Origin of the sequence: Tenacibaculum sp. ZH5_bin.1, assembly GCF_042865525.1 — a bacterium.
Classification (GTDB): Bacteria; Bacteroidota; Bacteroidia; order Flavobacteriales; family Flavobacteriaceae; genus Polaribacter; species Polaribacter mesophilus.
Window position 1 is genome coordinate 1,188,540 of sequence record NZ_JBEGIO010000001.1, and the last position, 26,209, is coordinate 1,214,748.

Annotated in this window: 24 protein-coding genes and 1 pseudogene; 1 reads left to right on the forward strand and 24 read right to left on the reverse strand. The window is 32.9% G+C overall.

Annotation, left to right across the window (positions count from 1 at the left end; genetic code table 11):
• Positions 1-183 precede the first annotated feature (183 nt).
• The 10 genes from ABHQ57_RS05520 to ABHQ57_RS05565 form a co-directional block, all read right to left on the reverse strand.
• A complete protein-coding gene (locus ABHQ57_RS05520) occupies positions 184-2,202 on the reverse strand; it encodes a hypothetical protein (RefSeq protein WP_167713219.1) in 2,019 nt (672 codons plus the stop codon).
• A gap of 249 nt (positions 2,203-2,451) precedes the next feature.
• Complete coding sequence (locus tag ABHQ57_RS05525) at positions 2,452-3,111, reverse strand: VOC family protein (protein WP_389862701.1); 660 nt, start codon at positions 3,109-3,111, stop codon at positions 2,452-2,454.
• A gap of 59 nt (positions 3,112-3,170) precedes the next feature.
• Positions 3,171-3,872 (reverse strand): aspartate/glutamate racemase family protein, encoded by a 702-nt coding sequence (locus ABHQ57_RS05530; RefSeq protein ID WP_167713223.1) that lies wholly within the window; start codon positions 3,870-3,872, stop codon positions 3,171-3,173.
• An 18-nt stretch (positions 3,873-3,890) separates the two neighbouring features.
• Positions 3,891-4,358: a hypothetical protein gene (locus ABHQ57_RS05535; RefSeq protein ID WP_167713225.1), complete on the reverse strand. Its 468-nt coding sequence runs from the start codon at positions 4,356-4,358 to the stop codon at positions 3,891-3,893.
• Positions 4,359-4,376: 18 nt separating this feature from the next.
• The gene (locus ABHQ57_RS05540) at positions 4,377-5,180 is read right to left on the reverse strand and encodes an META domain-containing protein (RefSeq protein ID WP_073181687.1); all 804 of its coding nucleotides are present in this window, start codon (positions 5,178-5,180) and stop codon (positions 4,377-4,379) included.
• Positions 5,181-5,183: 3 nt separating this feature from the next.
• Positions 5,184-5,609, reverse strand: a complete 426-nt coding sequence (locus ABHQ57_RS05545; protein WP_073181685.1) for an META domain-containing protein — start codon at positions 5,607-5,609, stop codon at positions 5,184-5,186.
• Between the two features lie 10 nt (positions 5,610-5,619).
• Positions 5,620-6,204, reverse strand: a complete 585-nt coding sequence (locus ABHQ57_RS05550) for a Pr6Pr family membrane protein (RefSeq protein ID WP_196781607.1) — start codon at positions 6,202-6,204, stop codon at positions 5,620-5,622.
• Between the two features lie 87 nt (positions 6,205-6,291).
• On the reverse strand, positions 6,292-7,089 hold the full coding sequence (locus ABHQ57_RS05555) for a hypothetical protein (protein WP_167713227.1): 798 nt from the start codon (positions 7,087-7,089) through the stop codon (positions 6,292-6,294).
• Positions 7,090-7,241: 152 nt separating this feature from the next.
• Positions 7,242-9,164 carry a CocE/NonD family hydrolase gene (locus tag ABHQ57_RS05560; RefSeq protein ID WP_167713229.1) on the reverse strand — a complete coding sequence of 641 codons (1,923 nt, stop codon included), beginning with the start codon at positions 9,162-9,164 and terminating at the stop codon, positions 7,242-7,244.
• Positions 9,165-9,236: 72 nt separating this feature from the next.
• Positions 9,237-11,735 carry a zinc-dependent metalloprotease gene (locus tag ABHQ57_RS05565; protein WP_167713231.1) on the reverse strand — a complete coding sequence of 833 codons (2,499 nt, stop codon included), beginning with the start codon at positions 11,733-11,735 and terminating at the stop codon, positions 9,237-9,239.
• A gap of 172 nt (positions 11,736-11,907) precedes the next feature.
• On the opposite strand from ABHQ57_RS05565, the gene ABHQ57_RS05570 reads away from it, so the two are divergent.
• Positions 11,908-13,860: a YgiQ family radical SAM protein gene (locus ABHQ57_RS05570; protein ID WP_167713233.1), complete on the forward strand. Its 1,953-nt coding sequence runs from the start codon at positions 11,908-11,910 to the stop codon at positions 13,858-13,860.
• Between the two features lie 33 nt (positions 13,861-13,893).
• Here ABHQ57_RS05570 and ABHQ57_RS05575 read toward each other — a convergent pair whose 3' ends face one another.
• The 14 genes and pseudogenes from ABHQ57_RS05575 to ABHQ57_RS05640 all read right to left on the reverse strand — a co-directional run bounded on the left by ABHQ57_RS05575 (position 13,894) and on the right by ABHQ57_RS05640 (position 26,202).
• Positions 13,894-14,148, reverse strand: a complete 255-nt coding sequence (locus ABHQ57_RS05575) for a hypothetical protein (RefSeq protein ID WP_047788492.1) — start codon at positions 14,146-14,148, stop codon at positions 13,894-13,896.
• Positions 14,149-14,288: 140 nt separating this feature from the next.
• Positions 14,289-15,761, reverse strand: a complete 1,473-nt coding sequence (locus ABHQ57_RS05580) for a nicotinate phosphoribosyltransferase (protein ID WP_167713235.1) — start codon at positions 15,759-15,761, stop codon at positions 14,289-14,291.
• A 77-nt stretch (positions 15,762-15,838) separates the two neighbouring features.
• On the reverse strand, positions 15,839-16,879 hold the full coding sequence (locus tag ABHQ57_RS05585) for a hypothetical protein (protein ID WP_073181669.1): 1,041 nt from the start codon (positions 16,877-16,879) through the stop codon (positions 15,839-15,841).
• Positions 16,851-17,504 (reverse strand): hypothetical protein, encoded by a 654-nt coding sequence (locus ABHQ57_RS05590; RefSeq protein ID WP_167713237.1) that lies wholly within the window; start codon positions 17,502-17,504, stop codon positions 16,851-16,853. Before ABHQ57_RS05590 ends, ABHQ57_RS05585 begins: the two co-directional genes overlap by 29 nt.
• Before the next feature lie 66 nt (positions 17,505-17,570).
• Positions 17,571-18,296 (reverse strand): metallophosphoesterase, encoded by a 726-nt coding sequence (locus ABHQ57_RS05595; RefSeq protein ID WP_167713239.1) that lies wholly within the window; start codon positions 18,294-18,296, stop codon positions 17,571-17,573.
• Between the two features lie 4 nt (positions 18,297-18,300).
• Positions 18,301-18,854, reverse strand: a pseudogene (locus ABHQ57_RS05600) (RNA 2'-phosphotransferase).
• A gap of 52 nt (positions 18,855-18,906) precedes the next feature.
• Entirely contained in the window at positions 18,907-19,875 is a 969-nt protein-coding gene (locus ABHQ57_RS05605; protein WP_167713241.1) for an ADP-ribosylglycohydrolase family protein, read from the reverse strand.
• 17 nt (positions 19,876-19,892) lie between these two features.
• Positions 19,893-20,729, reverse strand: coding sequence for a ribose-phosphate diphosphokinase (gene prs / locus ABHQ57_RS05610; RefSeq protein ID WP_167713243.1), 837 nt, complete (start codon positions 20,727-20,729; stop codon positions 19,893-19,895).
• Between the two features lie 64 nt (positions 20,730-20,793).
• Positions 20,794-21,483, reverse strand: coding sequence for an NUDIX domain-containing protein (locus ABHQ57_RS05615; RefSeq protein WP_159489825.1), 690 nt, complete (start codon positions 21,481-21,483; stop codon positions 20,794-20,796).
• Between the two features lie 116 nt (positions 21,484-21,599).
• Entirely contained in the window at positions 21,600-22,139 is a 540-nt protein-coding gene (locus ABHQ57_RS05620; protein WP_047788485.1) for a sigma-70 family RNA polymerase sigma factor, read from the reverse strand.
• A gap of 260 nt (positions 22,140-22,399) precedes the next feature.
• On the reverse strand, positions 22,400-22,735 hold the full coding sequence (locus ABHQ57_RS05625) for a DUF3703 domain-containing protein (RefSeq protein ID WP_047788484.1): 336 nt from the start codon (positions 22,733-22,735) through the stop codon (positions 22,400-22,402).
• A 51-nt stretch (positions 22,736-22,786) separates the two neighbouring features.
• The gene (locus ABHQ57_RS05630; protein ID WP_167713245.1) at positions 22,787-24,400 is read right to left on the reverse strand and encodes an amidohydrolase; all 1,614 of its coding nucleotides are present in this window, start codon (positions 24,398-24,400) and stop codon (positions 22,787-22,789) included.
• Positions 24,400-24,759 (reverse strand): MauE/DoxX family redox-associated membrane protein, encoded by a 360-nt coding sequence (locus ABHQ57_RS05635; RefSeq protein WP_167713248.1) that lies wholly within the window; start codon positions 24,757-24,759, stop codon positions 24,400-24,402. Before ABHQ57_RS05635 ends, ABHQ57_RS05630 begins: the two co-directional genes overlap by 1 nt.
• Before the next feature lie 3 nt (positions 24,760-24,762).
• A complete protein-coding gene (locus ABHQ57_RS05640) occupies positions 24,763-26,202 on the reverse strand; it encodes a M20/M25/M40 family metallo-hydrolase (protein WP_167713250.1) in 1,440 nt (479 codons plus the stop codon).
• Positions 26,203-26,209 lie beyond the last annotated feature (7 nt).

The following is a 26,209-nucleotide window of genomic DNA, read 5'->3' on the forward strand; positions in this document are numbered from 1 at the left end:
AAGGATTTGTCTTTTTTTGAAGAAAAATACTAAATTTTAGATGTTTTCCGAAATTACCGCAAGCTTGTTTATATATATACGTGCTATTTTATCCAAATATAAAGATAAAAGAGAAGAAGAATCTAAAAAAGTGTTGAAGAAATAAGCGTCTGTTTTAAAGACGCTTATTTAGTATTATAAATTTTATACTGCACTCACAGGACCAGCAAGCGGAGTTTGAGCAGGTTTAGCAATTCCGTAAACTACTACGACACCAGAGCCACCACCCCAAGTAGAATAAGCAGGGTCAGGTTTTGCTTCCATCACCGTTTGAGGTAGGTTCCAGTTGTTGGCACACCAAAGGTTCCCTGCTTGGTCAACTACTACATCGGTTAGCATTTGTATACTACCTGAATGAATGGTGTGAATCACCTCTCCTGTAGTAAAATCTTCAGTTCGTCCAGTTGGTGAAGCACCAGCCATAAACGATACACCTCTTCCCATAAAATTGGCAACCCAAACATCATCATTCCCATCAATAGATACTCCCCAAGGTGCGTTTAGCTCACCATCTCCGTAAGGTGTTAAATTAGATTTGTGGGGAATTTTATCAATGGTATCTATAGGTGTAGCATCCGCAGGAATCATAAAAACGGCACCTGTTTTATGCTTACGTCCCACTGTTTGTTGTAGGTGTGGATACCCTAGGGCAAATCCTTCAATAATAGAAACGCCGTCTGTGGTAGTGGTATGAGGAAAGTCAGGACTCGTATTGCAGGCTACCCAACAATTTCCTTTTGAATCTAAAGCAACACCGCGTCCGCCACCTGCAAGAATAAAACGCTCTACAGGTCTGTTTTTTTCATTTGGAGCATAACGCACCAGCGATACACCGTTGGTATTACTAATCCATACACGATTGTTAGTATCTATCGAAGCTGCAAACGGAGCAGAAAGCGCTTCATTAAGTTTTTCATTTATAACAACTCTACCTCTGGTAAGGTCTCCCTCAGGAAAATGAAGCATGATGTTAGATGAGGTTCCAACAATCCAAATATCACCATTCGGGGCTACTCCAATACCTTGCAAACCTCCAATTTCATTTAAAGCTTCCGCTATATGTTCTGGAACTTTTTCGACCACTGGTGAACCGTCTTCTAGCTTATACACTCCAATAGAACCGTTAAAACTCGTTACCCAGCAAGTACCGTCTTTGGTTACAGCTGTACCCCAACCAGCACCATCAACGCCCATTCCAGTATAACCTGTAACTGGTGGAGATACTAATTTACCAGTAGAGTCCAACTTTACAAGTCCGCCCCCGATACCTTGATACACGCCGTTTTGTGCTCCAGGCATCCAGTTTAAACCGGTCCATAAGTTTCCTTCTTTGTCAAGAGATAGTTTTCCTGGAGCACAAATTCCTCCTTGACCGAAAGCTAAAACCATAGCGAAATCTTCTGGAGCAAAACTTAGATAAGGTACAAAAGGGGCATTGCGTCGACTCGTAGGAACTTTGCTGTTAGGTTTGGCAGGGAAACCATCTTCTGGCGATGGATAGGCTTTATCAAAAAGATGAAATAAATCTGCTGGATACAGCCAAGGAGATTGGGCGACACCAATCATAGCTTCGGCAGTATTTTGTGGTTTTTTACCACCTAACGGTGTTGTGTACTTCATGAAGTTTTCCTTCCAGTTGTACCCTTCAATCTCTACCGTACCGTAGGCTGTGATTAATGCGGCTAATGTATTTAATCGCGCGAGTGTTTCGTTTTGTGTAATATTGAAAGGATCCATTAAAACTTCTCCATAACTTCCTGTTACAGGGTTGATAAGGTTGGGAGTGTTTTTAGCGGCAATTCTTATTCCGTGTAGATTCCCTGTTAACTGAAGTCCGTTAAAAAACTGAGCACAGGTAAAGGCAGAGGCTACTGTAGTTAATTCATTTACAACAGCACCTTTTTTTGTAATGTCTTCTTCAAAATTTGGTGACAGTACAGAGAATAGCATTACTTTAGAGTTTTGCAGTTCAGCAGTAATATAGAGAACGGTATCTTTTGCTTTAGGAGTTGCTTTTATGGTGAACCTTCCTTTTGCTTCAGGTGAAATGATGTGTTCACCAATTGCTTCTTTATTATTTGCCTCCCACAATTTTACAATTGCAGTGACATTATTAGATTGGTTAAACGATACATCTCCTTTAATAGTGGTTTGATTAGACATAGTTTTAGTTAGTTTTAAAGTTGAAAAAGAATTTGTTTTAGCAATTAAATAGTCAGTGAATTTATAATACGTGAATTTAATAGCGAAAACATTCTCCAAGTTACTAATAACTAGTTTACATATGTACTCTTGATGTTCTTACATCTTAATATAAAGGAATAAAAGTGCTTTTTTTAAGTATAAAATGAGAGGAGCAGTAGGTTTGCTAATAATGCTTTTAATAAGCTTTTAGAGTGAAGTCAAAGCTATTTATGTTGTTGTTTTTAGAATAACATCGGTACCCGAATTGTTAAGTTTAATAGTTGCCGTACTAGCTTTAGATGGGGTTTCTGTTGGGTACCAATTTCGGTTGGTTTTAACGATGATTAATAAGCCGTTGTCATCACCAAGGGCGGTGAATGTTTCACTGTTATGATTTTTTTCAAATAAACGGAGTCCGTAAGTGTCAATCAAATACTTTCCGTATATATCAGGACGGTTTTTAACAATTCCAAACTCGCTTATGTTTAAAATTTGATTGCTATTAAACTGTTCTGTAGTGGCATTGTCTAAATCGTGTCGAGCAATAAATTCTAATATGTTTCCGTCAACATCATAAAAATATACCGAATTGGCATTCCAGTTTTCGAAGTTAGTAATCAGTATCTTGTTTTCTTTTTTTACAAATTCGAACCTGCCAGCAGACCACTCGATTGCTTCTTGTAATTTATTTTCAGGAATGTTAAAAGCCAAGTGATAGGCAGGTGAAGAGTTTTTAGAATCTTCTATGAACTTTAAATAGGAAGTACCAATTTTGATACGTATCGATTTGATGTTAATCTGCGTAGTTGGGAGCTCCAAGACATTTGTATAAAAAGCCTTGACTGTTTGTATATTGGCAGTTTTTATTTCTATTTCGTTTAGTGTCATCTTGGTGGTTTTTAATGAATGTATCTATTTTCAGATACCTAAACCAATGTAAAAATACATTAATAATGACGATTAGCTAATGATGTTAAAGCAAAATCTATAATACTCTCAACATGAATTTTAGTAGTATCAAATACAGGGAAGTCAAAATCATTTTGTCCAATTAGCATGGGAATTTCAGTACATCCTAAAATAATTCCTTCGGCTCCTTGTTCTACTAATTCGTTTGCGTATTGCATAAATTTAAGCTTAGATTCTTTACTTACAATTCCTTTCCCAAGTTCATTTTTCACAATATGTTGTATTTCTTCAATGTCTTTTTTATCAGAGGGAATAATGGTTGCAATATTATTTTCTTTTAGCTTGTTTTTATAGAAGTCCATTTCCATTGTGAACTTTGTTCCTAATAAACCTACTGTATGTAGTTTTTCTTTTTTTATCTCTTTGGCGGTTGCTTCTGCAATATGGATAATTGGAATATTAATTTTTGATTGAATTTCATCAGTAAATAAATGAGCTGTGTTAGCGCCTAAAACTATAGCATCAACATTACTAGATGCTAAGTTTGAACAGGCATTATAAATTAGATCAAAAGAGTTTGTCCAACCTTTGTTTTGAACATCAGAAAAGTTTAGTGAGTAAATTAAACATTCAGCAGAATTTAAACCACCTAACCTTTGGTTGATTCCTTCATTAATGTATTTGTAATAATCTAAAGTAGAGGTCCAGCTAATGCCACCTACCAATCCTATTTTTTTCATTTTATATTAATTTTTAATTTATTTAGTACAATCAGTTTTGGTTAATGGCATTGTAGAAGTATAACTAATATTGTTCTTATTTTTAAAAGCATTTCCTGCTTCATTTAATTCGCCAAAGCCTTCTATTAATTGACCGTTTTTTACCATAAAAGCAACTTCTCTTGTGCTTTCTGTTCCTTCAGAAGAAAAGGTGTAGATACCAATTAATTTATTATCGGTTAGTGTTCCTGAAAAAGTACCTGTGTTTGCATCTTTTTCTGCTAAAGCATAGTTGATAGTCCCTTCTACGGTAGTATTAATTTCTGTAATTTCGAATAAAATTTGGTTCCCATCTTTATTGTATTCGTAACATCCTATCTGTATTAAAGTTGTTGGAGTTTCAACGACAACTTCTATAGATTCTTTGGTTGCATCATTTTTAGGTTCTTTCTTTTTACAGCTTATAGCTAGTGTAGTGACTAAGAATAGAATTAGAATTTTTTTCATCTTTTATAGTTTAATTGGTTAGTCTACTTTTTTAAAAACCAATAAGGTTTTATCAGGATTTAAAAGTGTTAATCGATTATTAGCAATTGTGTAAGATATAGTACTTTCTAGCGCTTTTGTAAACTCTTGCTCTTTTTCATTTCCTTTAGCACATAACATTTCTGTTGAAGCAATATTGGTAAATCGAGTTTTATTTCTTTCAGAAAATAGTTTACCCATAATTCTGTTGCAACCTGAAGTTCCCATAAAACTATTTTCAGCAGCATTTATTTCTATATACGGCAATTCTTTACCAAAATCATCTTTATTAACTTTTACACCGTTCAATTCTTCTAAAGCCCAAATATCATGTAGGCGATAATTGGTAATGTATTGTCCGCATCCTTCTAGGGTTGTAAACTCCGTTTCTTTTCCTTTTTTGTATTTTAAAGTTACCGAATATGGGAATGATTTACCCGACATCGCATTAATACATTCCATTTGAATGATTTCTATTTTAAGAGCTGCCAATTCGGTGTGTAAAGTATATAGTTTTACGTTACTGTCTTGCGCATAGATAGGCTCAATGTGTGGAGTAGAAATAGAATCGGTAGGTGTTTTGAAGGTAATCATTTTGTCAGAAATTGTCACACTCCAAAAAGGTTCAACACCATGCCCCTTAAAATAAGCATCTGTTATAGTATTTTTAGTAGCTGTAGGCGTTTTTGAAACAGAATCGGTAGTAGTAACGGTTTTTTCTTCAGAAGTTTTCTTTTCTTTTTTATTTGAGCATGCTGAAATTACTAGGCAAGCACTTAGTAGTATTGGTATAAGGTTTTTCATGTTTTATTTGGTTTTTTTAAATCGCATCATTGGCACGTCATCAATCATTAGGTTAAGCTTACCTTCAGCATCAATGTTATACTTATTAATTTTTTTTATTGTTTTTAAAAACACTTGTTCACCTTGCCCACAAAACATTAAAGTAGTAGGTCCTGGTTGACCAAAAGAAATTGAGTTAGCTTCTAAAGTGTATGGAGCTGAATATCCGTTACAGCTATTATTTCCTTCAACTTTTTGGGTTTCTTTGTTAAAAGAAATGGTAGGCTTTTTGTTAGGATACAAGCCTTGAAAAGCAATTCGAGGTCCTGAAATATATTCTAACTCCCAAGTAGATTCGTAAAGTTTATTATTGTTCGCATCTTTTAACGAAGCGCAAGAAAAAGAAATTAAAGAGAATACAAAAAGTGTTATGAAAATGTTTTTTTTCATTATTAGTGGTTTATAGTTTTATTGATTTTAGTTTTTTTCCGATTAAAATTAATAGACTCATAAGAATGAGTGAAACGATTAGTATTACTGAAATATTAATTATTGATTGTTGCAACCCTATTTTTGTAACATTTAGAAAAGGATAAGTATAAAATCCAGATAGGTTACCTCTAATCATTATATAAACGATATAGAAAATAGGGTAGGTTAACCAAGGTAAAATATATTTGAGTTTTAAATTATTTGATTTTGCATATAATAACCAATATATAAACATGTAAGTGGGAATAATAGTATGGAGTAATTCATCAACAACTAATTGTAACCCTGTGGGGTTCCATGTTGCTCTAAGCACAACTTGATATACTAGTCCAACTATTAAAATAAAGGAAGTAATAGCTGTTAAAGCGCCGTTTTTATTAAAAGTATTCATTTTTCTTGTAATCTTATTAGTAAAGAATAAAGCGACGAGTGTGTTGGTTAGAATAGTGAAAAAGCTGAAAAAACGAATAATTGCTTCTTGGACATCAGTTTGTCTGTTTATAATCATTAAAACAAACTGAGTAATAATGGCACCAGGTAATACAAAACCCAATGATTTCAGCTTTCCTTTTCATTTAAGACCTTTATTTATCAGTGTCTTAAATATACTGTTTTATTTTAAAGTGATGAATTTTACTGTTTAATAAGTGGAGAAATCCATTTGATAGTTTGTGTTATTGTCTTGTGGGTTTTTAAACACAAAAACCATTTTATGTTCGTTCAGTTCTAATAAGGTTGCTTCTCTTATGTAATTACCTTCAATTACCAGTTGCATGTCATCTAAGTTAAGATGCCAAGTTCCTTGTTCGTGTATAGTATTATTACCAGAAGTTATGATAAATGAACCATCGTCGTGAAAACTTACTTTTGCATTTTCATAAAAATCGTTAGAAACAGAACCGTTTCTAACATATTTATATCCATCCATACTAAATAAGCGAGCCCAAACGAAATCGTATTTCCAGTCTTTGGCTATTAAGTCGCTTCGGTGTATGGCTTCATTATGTTCTTTACTAAAATTATACACTACTTTATGACCCGAGAAAGGTTCTATAGAAAAGGATAAGCTATCTTTTGAAAGATATTCTATTAAATAACGTCGTTCATTAGATAAACCTTTAGCTATGGTGATAGAGTCGGCTGCTGGATTTAGCTCCCAAGTAAACAAATTAATATTACCGTCGCTATTAGATAAGCGAACTGTTTTATCTTCTTTATATAATCTGCGTTCGTAATGTGTGTCATTTTCTAATCCAGTATGGATATTTCTATCGTATGTCACCTGATTGTTTAGAAGTGTTTGTACTGGCATCCACCTGCCTACTATTTGTTCTTCTATGTTATTTGAGTCTGGTATATCATCAATAACTTTATGATTGTCTTTGGAGCAAGAGAAAAAAGCTCCGATGGTTATTGAAAGTAGTAGTTGCTTTATCATATTACTTATTAAGAGTTTATACATTTTAAAATAGATGCTTAAAGTGTAAAAAGGTTGCGTAGAAAATCTAGTAATAAATAAGCTGTTTTTTTGATTAAAAAAACTCACAATACTTAAGTGTTGTGAGTTTTTAAATAGAAAAAAGTTTGTTGTTATTTTAACACTGTAAATTCTATACTAGAATCGGTAAATACTGAGTGTGTTTGTGTTTTAAAATCTTTTTCGTCTGCTTTGTAAATATTATCTACATAGGTTTGCGGATTCAAATCGATTAAAGGAAACCAAGTACTTTGTACTTGTATTTGCACTTTATGTCCTTTTTTAAACGTATGGAAAACATCTTGTAGTTTAATGTTTACGGCTGTTTTCTTATTTGGTGTAAAAGGTTCTGGATTTGAAAAACTATTTCTAAAACGTCCACGCATTACTTCACTACGTACCATTAAGTGGTAGTTGCTTAGTTTTAAATGTGATTGCATTTCTTTGTTGTCGTTTTTTAAATCAGCAGGATGCACATCAACAACCTTCACAATCCAATCGGCTGCTGAACCTGTAGTAGCTACTTGTAGCTTTGCTAAAATATCACCAGCAAGGGTAAAATCTTCTGTTAATACCTCTGTTTCAAATACCAATACATCAGGTCTTCGAGCAGCAAAACGCTGATCGTCTGTCATATATTTACGCGGAGTAAATACCGTTTTAATATCTTCTGAATAAGGCACAGGTCGCTTAACATCACTAATAAAACTAACTTTATCTATTCCTTTTTGGTTTGCTGTTAGTTCTTGATTTTCTGAAAGGAAAAATGTTTGTTTTTGAGTATTTTTTGGTGGCCATACATCGTATGATTTCCACGTTTTTTTACCTGTATCAAAAACATAGGCTTCTGGTAATCCAGAGTTTTTAGTACCATCACCTTTTAAGAAGTGGTTAAAGAATTTTGTTTCTACTTCTTTTTGGAATTTTAAAGAGATTGAATCTCCAAAGTAGTAGTTACCAACTTTATTAGCTACTTTACTTCTAGACCATCCGCCATGATCCCAAGGTCCAAAAACAATTGTATTATAGTTGTTTGGTTGATTTTTTTCGATGTTTTTATAAGTTTCTAAAGGCCCGTACAAATCTTCTGCATCAAATTCACCTCCAACAATCATTGTTGCTACTGTAGAAGGAACTTTATCTAAATGTTGGATAATTCCTTTGCTTTGCCATACCGAGTCGTAATTAGGATGTTCTACAATTTCCTTCCAAAAGAAATCATCAATACGCTCCTTATTGTCGGTAACTTTGCTGTCTAGCTTATCGTATTGAAAATATTCGTTTAAGTTTTTTAATGGCCCTTTATCTAAGAAAAACTGATATTGGTCTTGAGTTTTCATATCAGGGAATGAGTACCAAGCAGAATCAGTTGGTTGATCTTTGTAAGTTCCGAATAAAGAAATAGCTTTGAAATAGCTTAATAAAAAAGCTCCGTTATGATGAAAATCGTCAAAAAAGAAATCACCAATACACGCTTGTGGTGAAGCAGCTTTTAAAGCAGGGTGTGCATCAATGGTTGAAACAGTAGCATAATGACCAGGGTATGAAATTCCCCATGTACCTACCTTACCATTATTGTTAGCTACATTGTTCACTAGCCAATCGATAGTGTCATAGGTATCGGTAGTTTCATCGGTTTGTTTTTCTGTTTTATTTGGAATGTAAGCACGCATATTGTCATACACTCCTTCACTCATCCAACGTCCGCGAACATCTTGATATACTATGATGTTTCCTTCTTTCATTAAAACTGGGTTTGGACCAATTTTTCTTCTAAATTTATCTTCTCCATAAGGTTGGCAACTATACGGAGTACGTTGTAGTAAAATAGGATAGGTTTTACTAGTGTCTTTTGGTGAATAGATAGTGGCGTGTAGTTTTACACCATCTCTCATTGTAATTTTCACCTCTTTTTTAGTGTAATGGTCTTTAACGTAAGTGTTTTCTTTCTTTTCAGCTTTCTTTACTGTTGTTTTTTTAGTACAACTAGCAAATGAAATTGCAACTATAAAGAATAGAATTAAGTTTTTTTTCATTTGGTTTTGTTGATGTATAATAAAAGTATAAAAATAACAGCAATCTACTAGATTGCTGTTATGTAAGAAAAATTAGTTGTTTGGGTTTAGAATAGTGTCTATTCTATCTGCTGCATCTTGTAAGTGGTAACGGGTTATTGTGTTACGAACTGAAGGAATACTACGTTTAATATCTTTTTGTAAACGTTTTAGCTCTCCTCTTACCACAGGTTTAATATCTGATTGATTGATAGTAACCGCTGTTTGTTTAAAATAGCCTCTATCACTTCTTGGTGCTTTTTGGTCTTTTGCTTTGTTTAGTAAAAAGTCCAATCTGTCTAAATGTGCACGTTGTAAGTTTCTACGATACGGATCTATAGTTTTGTTAGCGTATACTTCGCTCCAAATACCTTTACGTAAATCACCCATCATTTCAATAAGAGAATATGCTTTAGTTCCGTTTAAAGTTTCATTCTCAATCATACGAGTTAACCTTCCAGTTTTTAAAACCCTATTTAAGGTTTGTACTTGTAAACCTCTAATACGCTCAATAATTCCTGAGTGTTGTGTTTTACTGATGATGTTTTCATCAATTAACCAAGTAGGAGTTTTAAACAATTCGTTATTTACAAATTGTAACGCTCTTTTTTGATGCTCTTTAGGTACGTGTACATAAACAGCCCCATCTTGATCGGCAGTTTTAAAATACTCATATACACCACCAATATTAGAACTTACGTGTCCCATATATCTGTTAAACTGTCCAACTACTTGTCCGTACATAGTTTTTAACTCTTCGTAAGTTTCACCATCTTCAGTAGTCCACTCTTCTAAACGAGGTAAAATACGTTGTAAGTTTTTAATACCATAAGCACTTGCTTTCATGGCATCGTCACCTAAATCTTCTGTTTGTGAGCTAGGGTCAATAATATTACGAACTTGTTGGTGTCCGAATCTATACACAGGATTTCCTGCTTTTTCTTTAATCCACTGATTTAAGATTGTTTTTTCATCTTTAGCTGATTTATCTAAGATTGGTCTGTATCCCCAGTTGATAGCATATTTATCGTAAGGTCCAATATTAGGCATTAAAGCAACTCCTTTGTCTTCTGGTTGTGCTACATAGTTAAAACGAGCATAATCCATGATTGAAGGAGCTGTTCCGTTCTTTTTAGTAAATTCAGCAGAACGTAAAGAATCTACAGGATATGCAACAGAACTTCCCATGTTGTGAGGCAATCCTAAAGTATGTCCAACTTCGTGAGAAGAAACAAAACGGATTAGGCGTCCCATAACTTCATCTTTAAATTGATTTCCTCTTGCATCTGGATTGATTGCAGCTGTTTGTACAAAAAACCAGTTGTGTAATAAGGTCATTACATTATGATACCAGTTAATATCAGATTCTAAAATTTCTCCTGAACGAGGGTCACTAACGTGAGGTCCATTTGCATTAGGAATTGGAGATGCTAAGTAACGAACTACAGAATAACGTACATCTTCAGGACTCCAATCAGGATCTTCTTCTTTAGTAGGAGCATCTTTAGCGATGATGGCATTTTTAAATCCAGCTGCTTCAAAAGCAATTTGCCAATCTTCAATACCTTGTTTGATGTACTTACGCCATTTTTTTGGTGTAGCCCTGTCAATGTAGTATACGATTTGCTTCTTAGGCTCTATTAATTCACCTCTTTTAAACTTTTCTAAATCTTCGTCTTTTACTTCTAAACGCCATCTGTCTAAATAGGTAACTGATTTACTTTTTTGAACATCTAAACCATAATCTGTTTGAGAACTCGTAAACCATCCTACACGTTCGTCAAAATAACGTCTTTTCATAGGTGTTTTAGGAAGTAAAATCATAGAATTACTCAATTCCATAGTTACAGAACCTACACTTGAATTTGATGGAGGATTCCCAGCAATGTAAGTTTTTACATTTCTAACTTCTATGTTTTGAGGATAACTGCTAATTCTGTCAATATAAGATCTTGTTTTATCCATTTTAGAAATCTTATAACGTTTTCTGCTTCTTTGTGGAAAAGTAATTGCTTTTACATCACCTTCAAAAAGAGGGCTAGCATCAATTACAGTAGCTGTAGAGTCTTTGCTAAATGCTTTGATTGGAAAAGCATATAAGATAGGTTCAAAATTAGAGTTTACAACGGCTTCGTGTACCGGTAAAATGGTGTCTGCTACAACATTGTGAGAAACTACTTTTAGTAAAATTTGTTTCTTGTTTTTTACCCAACGTAACACTTGTGTATTTTGTTTTCCACCACCAAAGCCAATTCCGCTAGCTGTTTTGGCAATTCTAGTCACCATAAGCATTTCACGGTTCAGAAGAGAGTCTGGAATTTCAAATAAATAGTTAGCATCTTTTGAGTGCACTTTAAACAAACCTTCGTCTGTTTTGTGTTTTTTGGTAACTACCTTTTCATAAGGTTGTATACCGCCTTTTTTAGGTTTGTCTTTTTTAGCGGGAGTCTCTTTTTTTGTGTTTTTTTTCTTCTTTCGTTGTGCTTCTGCATTCAAAGAAACTCCTAAAGTAAGAAATACCACTAAAATAGTTGAAAGTATTTTTTTAGTCATTGTAAAAATTAATTGAATAAATAAGTGCGGAATTTAGCAAAACTACTACCAGAATTATCTTAATTAATTGTTAAAGAGATGTTTTAATGTATAGTTTTTTCTTTATTTATGGCTAGTTTTCAGTTTTTTACTGTATTGTAGTGTAAATAAAACCCCGTACCTTTGCAGCGGCATGAGAATTAGACGACTTTCAGATTGGTTACCGACTACGAAAAAGGAGGTGAAGTTAAGAGGATGGGATGAATTAGACGTAATCCTATTCAGTGGAGATGCATATGTAGATCATCCATCATTTGGTCCTGCAGTAATTGGACGTATTTTAGAGAGTTATGGCTTGCGTGTGGCAATTGTTCCGCAACCAAGTGTACACGATAATTTACAAGATTTTGAAAAGCTAGGAACTCCAAGATTATTTTTTGCAGTTACCGGTGGTTGTATGGATCCCATGGTTAGTAATTACACGGCTAGTAAACGTCGTCGTGATAAAGATGCTTACACTCCTAATGGAGATAAAGGGTTCAGACCTGATTATGCGACTTCAGTATATTCTAAAATTTTAAAAGAAAAGTTCCCAGATGTTCCTGTATTAATTGGAGGAATTGAGGCTTCGTTACGTCGTGTTACGCATTACGATTATTGGTCTGATAAATTATTACCAACGATTTTAGAAACTTCTAAAGCAGATATGTTGGTATACGGAATGGGAGAGCAGCCACTAAGAGAAATTGTTGAGTTGTTGCAAAAAGGTGTACCATTTTCGAGCTTAAAAACGATTAAGCAGACAGCTGTTTTATTAGAAGAAGGTGAGAAAACTCCGAAAAATAAGAACTGGGACGATGTAGAAATTAATTCGCATGAAACTTGTTTGAAGGATAAGAAAGCCTATGCTTCTAACTTTAAAGTGATAGAGCAGGAGTCAAACAAATTATATGCACGTCGTATTTTTCAAAAGGTTGGGAATAAAAAGTTGATGATTAATCCGCCGTTTCCAACAATGACAGAGGAAGAAATTGATGCTTCGTTTGATTTGCCTTTTACACGATTACCGCATCCAAAGTATAACAAACGTGGACCTATTCCTGCGTTTGAAATGATTAAGTTTTCCATAAATATTCACCGTGGATGTTTTGGAGGATGTAGTTTTTGTACTATTTCTGCACATCAAGGAAAATTTATTGCGAGTAGAAGTCAAGAATCTGTTTTAAAGGAAGTAGATCAAGTTGCCCAAATGGATGATTTTAAAGGCTACTTATCTGATATTGGAGGACCTTCTGCGAATATGTATAAAATGAAAGGTAAAGTACAGTCGATTTGTGACAAATGTGTTGCTCCGTCGTGTATTTCACCCGTAATTTGTAGTAATTTAGATACTTCGCATAAACCGTTAACAAAATTGTACCAAGCTGTTGATGCACATCCGAAGGTGAAAAAATCATTTATTGGTAGTGGTATTCGACATGATATGTTAGTGCCTGAATTCAATAAAAATGCAGATCCTAAAGAGTTAGATGCATATACAGAAGAGGTGATGACAAAACACGTTTCTGGGCGATTAAAAGTTGCACCGGAACACACTTCTGATCCTGTACTAAAGTTAATGCGTAAACCGTCGTTTAAATACTTCCATTTATTTAAAGAACGTTTTGATCGTATTAACATCAAAAAGAAATTAAAACTTCAATTAATTCCTTATTTTATATCAAGCCACCCAGCTTGTGAGGCAGAAGATATGGCAAACTTAGCTGCGGAGACTAAAGATATGGGGTTTCAGCTAGAACAGGTACAAGGCTTTACGCCAACACCTATGACGGTGGCTACGGTAATTTATTACAGTGGATATCATCCGTATACTTTAAAAGAGGTAAAAACTCCGAAAACTAAAAAGGAGAAGGAAGATCAGCACAAGTTTTTCTTTTGGTATAAAAAGGAAAATAAGCAATGGATTAAAGATACGTTAAACAAAGTTGGACGTACAGATTTATTGAAAAAGTTACTTCCAGAAGACACTTCTTGGCGAAAAAATAAAGCAGGAAAAGCTAAAAATACCTTTGATGATACTGTAACGTATAAACCATCAAAGCCTTCTAGAAGAAAGAATAAAGGTTTTAAAAAGAAGAGACGATAAAAATAAAAATCCGCTGTTAGGCGGATTTTTTATTTATGCTTCGTTTTCTAAACGGTTTCGTTTCATTTCAAAAGCTTCGGTAGCTTGTTTTATAATATTTAAGGTGTCAGAAGCTCTTACCATTACTTTTTCGAGTTCTTTGTCTAAGTCTTTTGACTGGATATCGAATAGTTGAACTTCAACCACACCAATTTTTTCAATTAAACTTTTTTGCGTGTTTTTAATGTCTTCCATTTTAACTAAAACAGAGTTCATTGTATCGAGTCTTTTCTGTTCTTGATCTGTCATAAGTTTCTTTTTTAGTTGCAATTAAGATATGAAAAAATCAAGAGTTAAGCAAATTAAGTAGTTTGTAAGGTGTTGGTATTTAGTGTTTTTAGTAGGTTTTTAAATAACAAAAAAGCAGGAGTAAAATTCCTGCTTTTTTGTTATTCTGAAAATTCTAATACGTTGTTTTTAGTACGGAGTCTTATTTCACTTAGTTTTTCATCAACCAACAATTTTCCGTCTTTAAAAACTTCTCGTAACTCGCCTTCTTGTTCTTCTTTCCAACTTACTTGATCGTGTAATGTATATTCTCCATCTTCTAGTGTTATTTTTAATAGCCCTTTAGCAGATTTTTTAGTTCCGTCATCAGTAATTGGATCTTTAAAGATTTCTCTTCCTTCTCCATCTACTTCTCCGTAAGTGGCTTTCATGGCAAATCCAAAGGTATCTCTGGTGTTGTATTGATAGGTAAAAGAACCAATTCCTAAGACTACGTTGGTAGATGCAAACCCTTTTTGTTTTAAACGTTCACAAATTTGTGTGGCTCTTTCAAGGGTAATGCTATCGCCATAAATAGCTCCAATATGACTATCTAGTTCTTTATATCCTTTTGTATTGGTTGTTCCTCCAAAAACTTCCCAAAGCAGCTGTATAACCCCTTTTTGTTCTTCTACTGTTTTACCATTTGGATTTCCGCAAATAATATCCACAGGATCACCACTGTCTGGTCTTATGACTACTTTTCCATCTCTGGCTAAGACTTCTTCTTTTAGATTAGGTAAGTATTCGGTAAGTACTTTCCATAAATCCCACGTATCAGAAACAATAGAAACGATACCGTTTGGATATACCTCAGTAATTAATCTTTTAAAAGTATCTTCTTCACCACTATTGGTTCCCATACACATTACAGAGTGTTCAGTTGCTGCAACAGAACCACCAATCAATTCATTATCAGAATTTGCATTGTAATATTTTTCTAAAAAGTCTACAGCAGGAATTGTATCTGTACCAGTAAAACTTAATAAGTGACCAGCAGCACTCATTTCAGCAGCTTCTAAACCAGCCATTCCTCTCATAGAAAAGTCGTGTCCTTGCCAATCTACCATTTCAGGAACAGATGAGGTTTCTTGTGCGTATTTGTCTAATATTTTTCTGTATTGTTTTGCAATAGTTGCAGAATTACATGGTAACCAAACCGTGGTAGATAATAAGGTTTCAAAGTAATTGGTTAACCAAAAGAATTCTGGCAATGTATTATACATGGTAAACATGGGTACTCTAATAGGAACCTCGACACCTTCAGGTAATGCTTTAAAAGTCATAGGAATGTACCCTAAATCGTGTAATGCAGCAATATGTTCTATACCTACTGAGTTTTCACCTAAATAATTATTGATTCTTCTACTGTATTGTTTGCAAATTTCTTCTTTTGGTTTGTTAAAGAAGTTGGTTTGAAATTCTTCAATAATATATTTTTTAATGAAGTATTGTAGTCCGAAAAAGACTACCTTTTCAACTCCTTGAATTCTACTTTTTCTTGGTGTCCAGTTTGAATATACTAAGGTAGTATTGTTAGGGTATTGTCTTCTGTGGTCTACTTTGTAACCGTCTGTATATAATAATGGATTCATAGTATGTTATTTTGTTTGTGTCAAATTTACGCAAATTAATTTTACTTCACAATAGAATCTTATTTTTTTATAAATAATTATAGTAATTTTTCGAAGTCTATAAGAATTAAGTCTTCTCCCTCTATGCGTTTATTGTTTCTCGTAAGCACCTCTATTTTAAGATACCACATAATTTCAAAATCGTTATTTTTAATAGAGATAGGGAGGGATTCTTCGGGGAATTTAGATTTAAAAGATGAAATATTTATAGGGGTTACTTTTGTTTTTTCTCCTTTATAAAAAGTTTTAATACTGGTTGATCTACTACTACCGTTATCATAGGTAACTCTTTCTTTTCCTATTAACTGACAGTTTATATGTTGTATTGTATTTGTTCTTTTTTTTAACCTGAAGTTAGTTTTGTAGTAGTGTTCATCTAACGCTTCTAGTTTGTAGTTAATTGCTCCAATAGCCAGTGAAGGTTGTATTTTATAAAAATAAACTATTCCGCACAGTATGGCATATATGCTTAAAAAGACATAAAAAACCTCTAATCTACCTAGTTGTGAATAAATTATAGCACTTATAATTCCTGTTATTATAAGACCAAAAAATAAAATTGTTTGCGCTTTTTTTATACCGGGTTTGATGCTACCTGAAGTTTTTTTAAATTTATAAGTGGAGTTTCCTTTTATTAGTAAGATGGGAATTTCATGATAAAAATCAGGACGAATGAGCCCTTTTAAATAACCTCCTATTTTAAAGTCAGATAATTTTTCTTTTCGTAACTGTTTTTCACTTTCTTTTTTTATGTCGACTTTAGCTGTTAGCAAAACCGTTTGTGTCATATTTTCCCCGATAAAAGAAACGTTATAAACAGGTTTAAAGGTAAATGTAGAAGCTATGGTTTGGCCTTTAGAAATTTTTTCACAATCGTTTATGGAATAATAGTCCAAGGTAATTTCATCAGTTTCCCCCTTGCCTTGGTGTTTTATAGATAATTTAATTTGAATGTTTTCAATATCTAAGTGAATAGGACTATGGTTTTTAATAAAAACTTCACCAGAAATTGTCTCATTTGCTTGAAACTCGTTTTTGTCAAGTGTAACCTTAATATCTACAAATTGTTGATAACTCATATAGTTCGTTATTGGGGTTTAAGAAAAAATCATACAAGGATAGTTGAATTTCTCGTAAATTATTACCGTGATCTTCTAATAATTTTTGAAGATGTGCATCTTTAATTTTTATAGATTCTTTTTGAGAATCTAAACAGGCGAGTTCAATTCTTTTATGTACAATTTTTCTAAAAAGGTTTATGTTTAATTCTAGTTTGCTAAAATTTATTTTTTTATATAATTTTCTTTTCGGGAAATACGGAATTTTATGAGAGTAGTGTGCACCAATAATTAGCTTGTCTTGATTTGTAAGTAGTTCCAGTTTGTTTTTTGTGGACAAGAGTTGAAAGGAGTCTATAATGAGAATTCCAGGGATTGTATTTATATATGAATGTTCTTTCTTCTTTAGTTTGAAGAAAGTTGAGTTAGCTAAGTGTTTTGAGTGTAATGATTGTAAAAGAGTTGATTTTCCCCTTCCTTTTTTACCATAAAACTCAATAAAACAAGAACTGGTTGACATTATTTTTAAAGCCAAATCGTTAAGGTTGATTCGTTCTTCTGTAACCTTTAGTAATTCTTGTTCATTTAGAAATGAAAAAGGATTATATTTTAAGTTGAGCTTTTGATAATGATTTTGTTCTAGCATGTTACTTCTAAGGATATTTCGTAAAATTATTGAATGTTTACTTTTTGGATAAGTTAAAAGATCTTTTTAATTTCTCCCTTTTTCATTTGGATACAAATTTTTTACTTGGTCACTTTGCCAAAACTCTTTGTTGTCGATATCCATGATTGTTAAACACCCTGTAAATGCAGCTCCAGTATCAATGTTCCATAAGTTTAAGGCGTTTATAGGTATTGATGAACTATAGCGTATAGTTGGGGTGTGACCAATGTATATTTCTGAGTAGTGTGTAAACCTTTCAGGATATAGTTCAGATTTTTCAGATAAGTTTTTATCAGTAGCCAACGCTGTTTCCCATAAGGTTCTATCAAAATGATAATTTAATTTGAATGTCTCTTTTTCAACTCCGTGCATAGAGGTAAATCCAGCATGAATAAACAAACGATTTTTAATATCGATATGGTAAGGTTTCATTTGTTGAAAAAATGCTAGATGTTCATTTTTTTGTTCTTCTGAATAAGATTCGTAACTCTTTTTGGTTTCTTCTCCACCATGTGCTAACCAAATGGTTTCACCTTCACCAGTTCTCAACCAATCTTCACACCACAAATCATGATTTCCTTTAATGAAAATACATTCATGCTTTTTGTTTAACTCTATTAAAAAATCAATGACTTGTGCAGATTCACTCCAACCGTCCACATAATCACCAAGAAAAATTAAGGCATCTTCTATAGTGATTTTGGCATTTTTTAAAACTTGGGGTAAGGCTTTTAAGCCTCCATGAATATCACCAATGACAAATGTTTTCATACTATTATAAATCTAAAAAATCAATAAATTCAGCCGGGACAAGGTTAGTTAACCAAACTCCATTTTCAGATAAAAAGAACTCATAATTTTTTTATGCATAGCACCTGACTGAACAGTCAAAATTATAGGTTTACCTCTTCTACTGCCTACATTTTTAGCAGTTTCTACATCGGAACTCAAATGAACATGTTGCCTACTCATTTTTTGTAATCCGTTTTCTTTTATGGAAGGAATAAATTTAGCTACTGTTCCATGATATAAAAAGGGAGGAGGAGTCTTTGTTTCAGTTACTATGGTTACATTTTTTAAAGAGTGTCCTTGATTGGCTCTTATTTTTGTTTTGTCTTCGTTAAATGAAAATCGTTGTTTATCGTTTGTTTTTACAACTAAATCCAATTCTTCTTTAGTAAATGAAACTCCGTTGTTACTTGATTTGTTCAAAAGTTCTTCTACTGAAGTCCATCCGTTAATGTCTAATTTTAGCCCAATTTTTTCAGGCTGATGCCTTAATATCAGGCTTAAAAACTTACTTATTCTTTTTGTGTTCTTCTCATTCATTTTTTTCAATTTTATTCAAAAACGTAAGCAATGTTTGTTACGTTTTTATTGGTTAATTTTCATAACGATATTTTTTTGCGAATTGTTGACTTAAGAGAATAATATCATCTTTTCTTACTAATGAATCTATCCATTTTTGAGGTATATTATCAATTCCATAATACATACCAGCAATAGCTCCAACTACAGTAGCTGTGGTATCAGTATCATCCCCTAAATTTACAGCTTTTAAAACTGCCTCACTATAATTAGTAGTGTTGAGCAAACACCAAAGTGAAGCTTCTAATGTATCTATAACATAGCCACTGGAATTGATATCTTTTTCTTTTAAGTTAGATATATCTTGCTTTAAAATTCTAGAGAAATGATTTTGCTCGTAAGAAGAAATACTTCTTTCTGAAAAATAGACAGTAATTTCCTTTTGCATCTTTTTATATGAATCTACAATTGAAAATCCATTTAAAATATGTTCAGCTAATTTTAAATATATTAAACAAGAAATTGCCGACCTTATGTGTGGATGTGTTAGTGATGAAACACGCCAAATAATATTAAATTGGTCATTTATTCTCTTACCCTTTATGTAAAAGAGTAAAGGAATAATTCTCATTAATGAACCGTTACCATTGGTATATTCATCATCAGAATATTTTAAAATTTCTAGTTCTTTATAGTCTTCTTTATTTATGATTTTTGAAAGTTGTTCAATCGCTTTTCTTGTTTGGATTCCAATATCAAAAACATTACCGTGTGGATTCCATATCTCAGCATTCATCCATTGGATAAATTTATATGAAATATCCACTAAATCGTACCCTTGACATAAACTTTCAGCTAAACAAAATGTAAGAGAACTATCATCAGACCAAGTTCCTTTTGGTTGGTGATGTGTTCCAAACTCTCTCATGTCTATTACAGGATTTTGTTTTAACTCTTGCCTGTTTTTAAACTCCACAGGTACCCCTAGAGCATCAGCTACAGCTAATCCAATAAATGTTGACTTTATAATGTTATTTTTCATAGTAGTTTTTATGATTTTTATAGCAATTTTCCCAATTCAATCTGTATGCAATTATCGTTTTCTATAGTTTTAAAACTATCTGTTGTAAAAATTTTGGTGAAGTGTTTTTCAAGTTCATCAAAACCTTTACTAAATATTCCGTGACTTATCGCTAAGTATAAGTTTCCTGCATTCTTAGCTTTTAGTTCTTTAGCTAGCCCTAGAAAAGTACCTCCACCATCACAAATATCATCTACTATCAAACAATCTTTTCCTTGTAAGTCATCAGTATATACTTTAAAACCTGTCAACTGACCTGTTTTTACGTTTCTGCTTTTTGAGCATTCAACTACTTCATAGTTTTGAAGGTAAGCAGCAACTTTGTATATCTTTTTTAAAGCACCACCATCAGGAGAGATTAATGTCAAATCTTCTGAAAGCTGTTGTGTAACTAGCTCTATAAATTTGTGATTATCGATAACCTTACAGTTATTCAATAGGGCAGGAGTTACCTCAGAATGTGGATCGAAAACAGTTACTGACTTAAAGTTTTGCGCATTTATAATATCTGCATATACTTTTATCGATAAAGGTTCACCTGATACCATTAATCTATCTTGACGAGCTGCTGGAAAATAAGGAAGGACAACATGTAACTTTGCAATCCCCATGTTTTTTAATGCATTAGTAGCCAATAAAAGCGTACCGATATCATTAAAAGACTGAATGCGATGTGTAATGGTAACTTCTGACACATTTTCAAGTTCAGAAATGATTTTAATATGTGGTTCCCCTCCTGAAAAAGTAAAGAAATTATAGTCTACATTGTTTTCTGTTCCGTAAGGAGTAAAGCTTTTATCTAAGTTTAAAATCATATTGCGTAATTTTTACACAAATATAATGCGGTTTTTTAAAATAAAAAATGTTTTAGTGTTTTTTTTACGCAAACTTAATTTCGAAGTGGAATCCTTTCTTTTCTAGTTCTTTATACTTCTTAGCATTAAACTTAAAAAGTTTTGCAGGTCTACCACTAGAAGGCTGGTGTATTTTATCGGTTTCGGTAAGTATTCCAAAGCTCATAATTTTTTTTCTGAAATTACGTCTATCAATTTTTTGATTAAGGATTGTTTGATATAAATTTTCTAAATCAGAAAAAGGAAATTCTTTTTTTAGTAATTCAAAACCAATAGGTTGGTAGTTTATTTTGTTTTGAAGTCTTTGTAAAGCTGTGGTTAAAATACGATTGTGATCAAATGCTAGTTTGGGGAGTTCATGAATAGGAAACCATTGTACTTCAGCGGCATCAGTATTAGCACTAATTTTAAAATGATAGGGACTTACCAAACCAAAATAGGTAACAGAAATAACTCTGTTTCTCGGGTCTCTTTTGGGAGTTCCGAATGTGTACAATTGTTCAAGATAATCAATAGTAACTCCTGTTTCTTCTAATAATTCTCTTTCAACTGCATGTTCTAGTGATTCGTTTTCTAAAACCAATCCACCAGGCAATGCCCAAGCTCCTTTAAAAGGTTCGATGCCTCTTTTTATTAATAAGACAGAAAGTTCTTTTTGTTGGTAGCCAAAAACAACAGCATCTACAGCAACTTTTATATTTTGTGATATCTTCATTTAGTGTTGAATTTACACAAAGTTACGAAAGTTTTAAAAATTATAGATTCATATTTTAAACAAGGTACTTTTTAATTGTTTTTTTAATGTAGCTTGTGCAATTTGAATAATAAAATCTACTTACAAACTTTACAATCTTCTTTGTCTTGAATTTCACCTACTAATTTTCCTTCTTCGTTAAGTGAAAATCCACAGCAATCCATAAAACCTTGAGCAATTAATTTACGAGCACGTTGAATTTGAGATTTAGTGGTTGGTAAATTTTGTTTTAAAATGTCAGCAACTTCTTGCTGTTTTAAGCCTTTTATATCTGATAAAAATAGTGGATCTCTATATTTTTTAGGCAAGCTTTGTAAGATTCCACGTAAGCAATCTTTCTCGGTATGCTCTTGTTCTTTTATGTCTGTTTGAACTTCAAAATTTTTAAATTCAATTGTTTGATTAGTATTCTTGAAGTAATCCATCATCGTATTCCGAGCAATCGTAAAAATCCAAGGTTTTAGTTTGGTGATATCGTTTAATGTATGAAGTTTAGTGTGAACTTTTATAAATGTTTCTTGTAAGAGGTCATCAGTCACAGTAGTGTCTTTCACCTTACTTAAAATAAAGTGTTTTATATCATCTGCGTATTTTTTCCAAACTTGTTGCGTTGTCATTCTATAAATTTACGAAAAATGCCACGGTGAATAAATAAACATTTGTTTTTCATTTTATTCAGCGTGACAAAACATTTAAAAATTGATTTAATTAACAGTTACAGTTGTTGCATGTGCAGTTTTCACATGTACAATTTGAGCAGTCATTTGTTTTACATCCTTCGCAAGTGCAGGTACATTGATTATTATTTTTCATGATATTATATGTTTTGTGTGTTCATATAATAGACTAGGAAAAGGGTAAAAAGATGCATTTATTTTTAAAAATATTTTTGAAGTTCTTTTCTAACAGGAATAGGTTTAATTGCAGATATGTTAGAGCCACCTGTGTTTCCTGTAGGTACCCAAATTAAAGTAAATAAAATAGAGGCTATAATTCTAAAAAGTTGGCCAATAATTTCTTTACTGCTGTTTGTTTTTATTCCGTAAACTAGCATGTAATAATGAGATATAGAGTGTCTATAAACATGTTTTTGTCCTAATACATGAGCGTTTTCTAAATGATAAAAAGACACCTGAAAGCTTTTGCTTTTAAGTGCCTTTTTAGCTAAAGTTAACTGCTTGTAAAACTCCTGTTTTCGTTGTAGTTGTGTCATGATTTATTGATTTTGTAAATCAGACTACAACGAATAGAAAAAGATGCATTTTTAATTTACTTTTTCACCATTAATATAGGTTGCTAAAACTTTTGTATTCGGAATTTCTTTTCCGTCGATTTTCACGATGTCTTTGTCTAAAATGATAAAATCAGCTACTTTACCAACTTCTATGCTTCCTTTTTCTTTTTCTTCAAAGTTTGCATAAGCATTCCAAATGGTCATTCCTTTTAAAGCATTTTCTCTAGATAAAGAGTTTTCCATTTGATAACCTTTTTCGGGATATCCTTTTAAATCTTTTCTGATGGTTGCTGCGTAAAATGTATATAATGGACTAACATGTTCAATAGGAAAGTCCGTTCCTAAGGCAACTTTTCCGTATTCTTTTAATAAATCATTATAAGCATAAGCGCCTTTAATTCTTTCAGCACCTACACGATTTTCAGCCCAATACATATCAGAAGTGGCATGTGTTGGTTGTATAGATGGGAGTACATTTTTGAATAGATTAAAATCTTTTATGTCTACTATTTGAGCGTGCTCAATACGCCAACGTCTGTCAGTTTTGTTTTTTAATACTTCGTTATAGGTTTTTAACATCACATAATTGGCAGAGTCACCAATTGCATGGGTATTCATTTGATAGTTGGAGGCAGCAATTCTCTTAGCTAATTTTTGTAAGTTCTCATAAGAGTTTACCAAAGCACCATAATGTCCTTTTTTATCAGAATACTCGTCTTTAAGAGCAGCTCCTCGAGAACCTAGAGCTCCGTCAGAATAAACTTTTACTGAACGAACGTTTAATCTATCCGTTTTAATGATGCCATTGTTGAGGTAGTAATCAAGGTTTTTTTGATTGTTAGAAATCATAGCGTATATGCGCATTTTTAAATCCCCTGATTTTTGTAAACTATCAATTAACTCAATAACTTCTTTATCTAAACCAGCATCGTCAACGGTAGTTAATCCTAAATCAAAACAGATTTTTTCAGCATCTTTTAAAGCTTGAATCTGTTCTTTTTTAGACGGTTTTGGATTGTTAATAAAGTTCATTGCATTGTCAATAAGCACCCCTGTTAGCTTACCGTCTTTTTTTATAAATTCTCCTCCGTCAATTTTTGAGTCAAGAGTTATTCCAGCTAAATCAATAGCAGCTTGATTGACTAACATTGCATGACCATCAATTCTACGAATAGCAACAGGTGTGTTTGGAAATATACTATCCAATTTTTCTTTGGTGGGAAATTCTTTTACTTCCCAATCATTTTGATCCCAACCACGGCCTGTGATGTAGGTTGTATTCTTTTCTTTTTGGAAATCAATTAATCTTTGTAGTACTTCATCATAACTCTCAGTTCCAACTAAGTCTACTTTCTGTTGTTGTAAACCTAATCCGTAAAAATGACAATGTGCATCGATAAACCCGGGGTAAACAGGTTTGTTTTTAGCATCGATAAGATTAGTTGCTGTGTATTTTTTTTGTATTTCTTTATTGTTTCCTATGGCTATAAATTTTCCATCTTTAATAGCAAAACTTTCAGCGGTGTCAAAATTAGAGTTTACCATGTATGTATAGGAATTAATAACAATAGTATCTACTTTTTCTTTTTGTTTGCAAGAAAGTAGGAAACTAAAAAAGAGCAGAGGGAGTAGTGTTTTTTTCATTAGTGTGTGTAAATTAAATAGGCAATATATAATAACAAAAACTGAAGAGGCACTCTTATAATGGCTATTTTCCTAGATCCAATTGCAGGTTTTTCTCTAAAAACATCCCAAATGTGAATAGGTAAGAAAATTAACATTAATAAAAACATTGCTAAGGCTGCTTGTTTGGTAGTTTGATTAATTAGTAATCCAATACCAATAAGCAGTTCTAATAAACCAGCTATGTAGTTTACAACTAATTTGGGAAGGAAATTAGGAATAAAGCGATTGAAAATCTTAGGTTTCACAATGTGCATAATACCCGCAAAGGCGAAAAATATTCCGAAAATAATTTTTAATACTACGATAAAAGTATCCATGAATTAAGGTTTTAAAGCTTCTTCATTATATAAATATTTATCCATTAAATATACAATACTAGCCATAGAAGCACTTCCTAACTCAAGTTCACGTTTATTTACTTTATCAAACGTATCTGTAGCTGCATGGTGATAATCAAAATAGCGTTGAGAATCTGGTCGGTAGCCTACTAAGGTAACATGGTCGTCTTTTAAAGGTCCGATGTCAGCACCGCCACCTCCAGCAGTAATATCATGTAATCCGTATGGCGCTAAAAGCTTTTTCCAGCTTTGAACTAGTTGTAAGTTTCTTTCATTAGCATCGATAGAAAAACCTCTAGGGGTATGCCCACCGGCATCAGATTCTAAAGCTCCAATATGTAGTTCGTTATTTTGTTTGGCCAAACGAGCATATTCGGTTGCTCCTCGTAAACCATTTTCTTCATTCATAAAAAAGACAATACGTATGGTATTTTTTGGTTGAATTTTGTTCTTTTTGAATAAATAAGCAACTTCTAACGATTGTACAATTCCGGTTCCGTCATCGTGTGCGCCTTCCCCTAAATCCCAAGAATCTAAATGTCCTCCAACAACCATAATTTTATCAGGATATTCACTTCCTTTAATTTCTCCTACGACATTGTGTGAAGGGCTATCAGGTAAGTTTTCGCAACTTTGTTTAAAATAAAACTGTAAGTTAGGGTTTTCTTTTAAATGCTTGCTTAAGTTTTCAGCAGCACGAGAACTAATAGCAGCTGCAGGAATGTATTCTTCTTTTGGAATATCACCGTACCCCATAGAACCTGTGTGTGGATAATCATCAATTCCATTAGTCATAGAGCGAACAATGACTGCTTTTGCTCCAAATTTTCCAACTATAGCAGCTCCTCCATAGCGTTGTCCTACACAACCCCCATAAGCTTGAAAGGTATTAATAAGAGTGTTGTCAAAAGCACCATTAAAAAATACAATTTTACCATTGGCTTTATCACTTAAGTTTTTAGCTTCTTCAATATTTTTTACTTCGATAACTTCTGCTGTAATTCCGTTAGAAGGTGTTGCAATTGAGCCTCCTAAAGCACAAATAGGGACATTTATTTTTTCTCCGTTAAATTCATAATTAGCAACTTCTTTTTCTCCACGAACCCAATGAGGAACCATAATAGGTTGTAGCCATACAGAGTCTAAACCAACTTCTTTCATGAGTTTTTCTCCCCAAACAACTGACTTAGCACCTCCTTCTGAACCAGATAAACGGCTTCCGATATTTTGTGTTAAATCACGTAACCATTCATACGATTTACCTTGGGTAAGAGCGGTGCTGAACAGTTTTTTAATTTGTGTAGAGTCTTGTTGGTAGTTTGCTTCAGTATAAGTGTTAGAAGAGATAGTAGGTTGTTTTTGTTCTGTTTTACAGGCAGATAAAGCAATGCTTGTAAGTAGTAAAAAGATTGTTTTTTTCATTTAGGGT

What these genes read in the sequence shown, in the direction of transcription:
- ABHQ57_RS05540 (WP_073181687.1), bottom strand. Translation starts at nt 5,180, where the DNA reads ATGAAAAACCTTATACCAATACTACTAAGTGCTTGCCTAGTAATTTCA.
- ABHQ57_RS05535 (WP_167713225.1), bottom strand. Translation starts at nt 4,358, where the DNA reads ATGAAAAAAATTCTAATTCTATTCTTAGTCACTACACTAGCTATAAGC.
- ABHQ57_RS05565 (WP_167713231.1), bottom strand. Translation starts at nt 11,735, where the DNA reads ATGACTAAAAAAATACTTTCAACTATTTTAGTGGTATTTCTTACTTTA.
- prs (WP_167713243.1), bottom strand. Translation starts at nt 20,729, where the DNA reads ATGATTTTAAACTTAGATAAAAGCTTTACTCCTTACGGAACAGAAAAC.
- ABHQ57_RS05575 (WP_047788492.1), bottom strand. Translation starts at nt 14,148, where the DNA reads ATGACAGATCAAGAACAGAAAAGACTCGATACAATGAACTCTGTTTTA.
- ABHQ57_RS05520 (WP_167713219.1), bottom strand. Translation starts at nt 2,202, where the DNA reads ATGTCTAATCAAACCACTATTAAAGGAGATGTATCGTTTAACCAATCT.
- ABHQ57_RS05530 (WP_167713223.1), bottom strand. Translation starts at nt 3,872, where the DNA reads ATGAAAAAAATAGGATTGGTAGGTGGCATTAGCTGGACCTCTACTTTA.
- ABHQ57_RS05580 (WP_167713235.1), bottom strand. Translation starts at nt 15,761, where the DNA reads ATGAATCCATTATTATATACAGACGGTTACAAAGTAGACCACAGAAGA.
- ABHQ57_RS05595 (WP_167713239.1), bottom strand. Translation starts at nt 18,296, where the DNA reads ATGAAAACATTTGTCATTGGTGATATTCATGGAGGCTTAAAAGCCTTA.
- ABHQ57_RS05545 (WP_073181685.1), bottom strand. Translation starts at nt 5,609, where the DNA reads ATGAAAAAAAACATTTTCATAACACTTTTTGTATTCTCTTTAATTTCT.
- ABHQ57_RS05525 (WP_389862701.1), bottom strand. Translation starts at nt 3,111, where the DNA reads ATGACACTAAACGAAATAGAAATAAAAACTGCCAATATACAAACAGTC.
- ABHQ57_RS05630 (WP_167713245.1), bottom strand. Translation starts at nt 24,400, where the DNA reads ATGAAAAAAACACTACTCCCTCTGCTCTTTTTTAGTTTCCTACTTTCT.
- ABHQ57_RS05590 (WP_167713237.1), bottom strand. Translation starts at nt 17,504, where the DNA reads ATGCTAGAACAAAATCATTATCAAAAGCTCAACTTAAAATATAATCCT.
- ABHQ57_RS05555 (WP_167713227.1), bottom strand. Translation starts at nt 7,089, where the DNA reads ATGATAAAGCAACTACTACTTTCAATAACCATCGGAGCTTTTTTCTCT.
- ABHQ57_RS05585 (WP_073181669.1), bottom strand. Translation starts at nt 16,879, where the DNA reads ATGAGTTATCAACAATTTGTAGATATTAAGGTTACACTTGACAAAAAC.
- ABHQ57_RS05620 (WP_047788485.1), bottom strand. Translation starts at nt 22,139, where the DNA reads ATGACAACGCAACAAGTTTGGAAAAAATACGCAGATGATATAAAACAC.
- ABHQ57_RS05605 (WP_167713241.1), bottom strand. Translation starts at nt 19,875, where the DNA reads ATGAAAAATAACATTATAAAGTCAACATTTATTGGATTAGCTGTAGCT.
- ABHQ57_RS05570 (WP_167713233.1), top strand. Translation starts at nt 11,908, where the DNA reads ATGAGAATTAGACGACTTTCAGATTGGTTACCGACTACGAAAAAGGAG.
- ABHQ57_RS05625 (WP_047788484.1), bottom strand. Translation starts at nt 22,735, where the DNA reads ATGACACAACTACAACGAAAACAGGAGTTTTACAAGCAGTTAACTTTA.
- ABHQ57_RS05560 (WP_167713229.1), bottom strand. Translation starts at nt 9,164, where the DNA reads ATGAAAAAAAACTTAATTCTATTCTTTATAGTTGCAATTTCATTTGCT.
- ABHQ57_RS05615 (WP_159489825.1), bottom strand. Translation starts at nt 21,483, where the DNA reads ATGAAGATATCACAAAATATAAAAGTTGCTGTAGATGCTGTTGTTTTT.
- ABHQ57_RS05635 (WP_167713248.1), bottom strand. Translation starts at nt 24,759, where the DNA reads ATGGATACTTTTATCGTAGTATTAAAAATTATTTTCGGAATATTTTTC.
- ABHQ57_RS05640 (WP_167713250.1), bottom strand. Translation starts at nt 26,202, where the DNA reads ATGAAAAAAACAATCTTTTTACTACTTACAAGCATTGCTTTATCTGCC.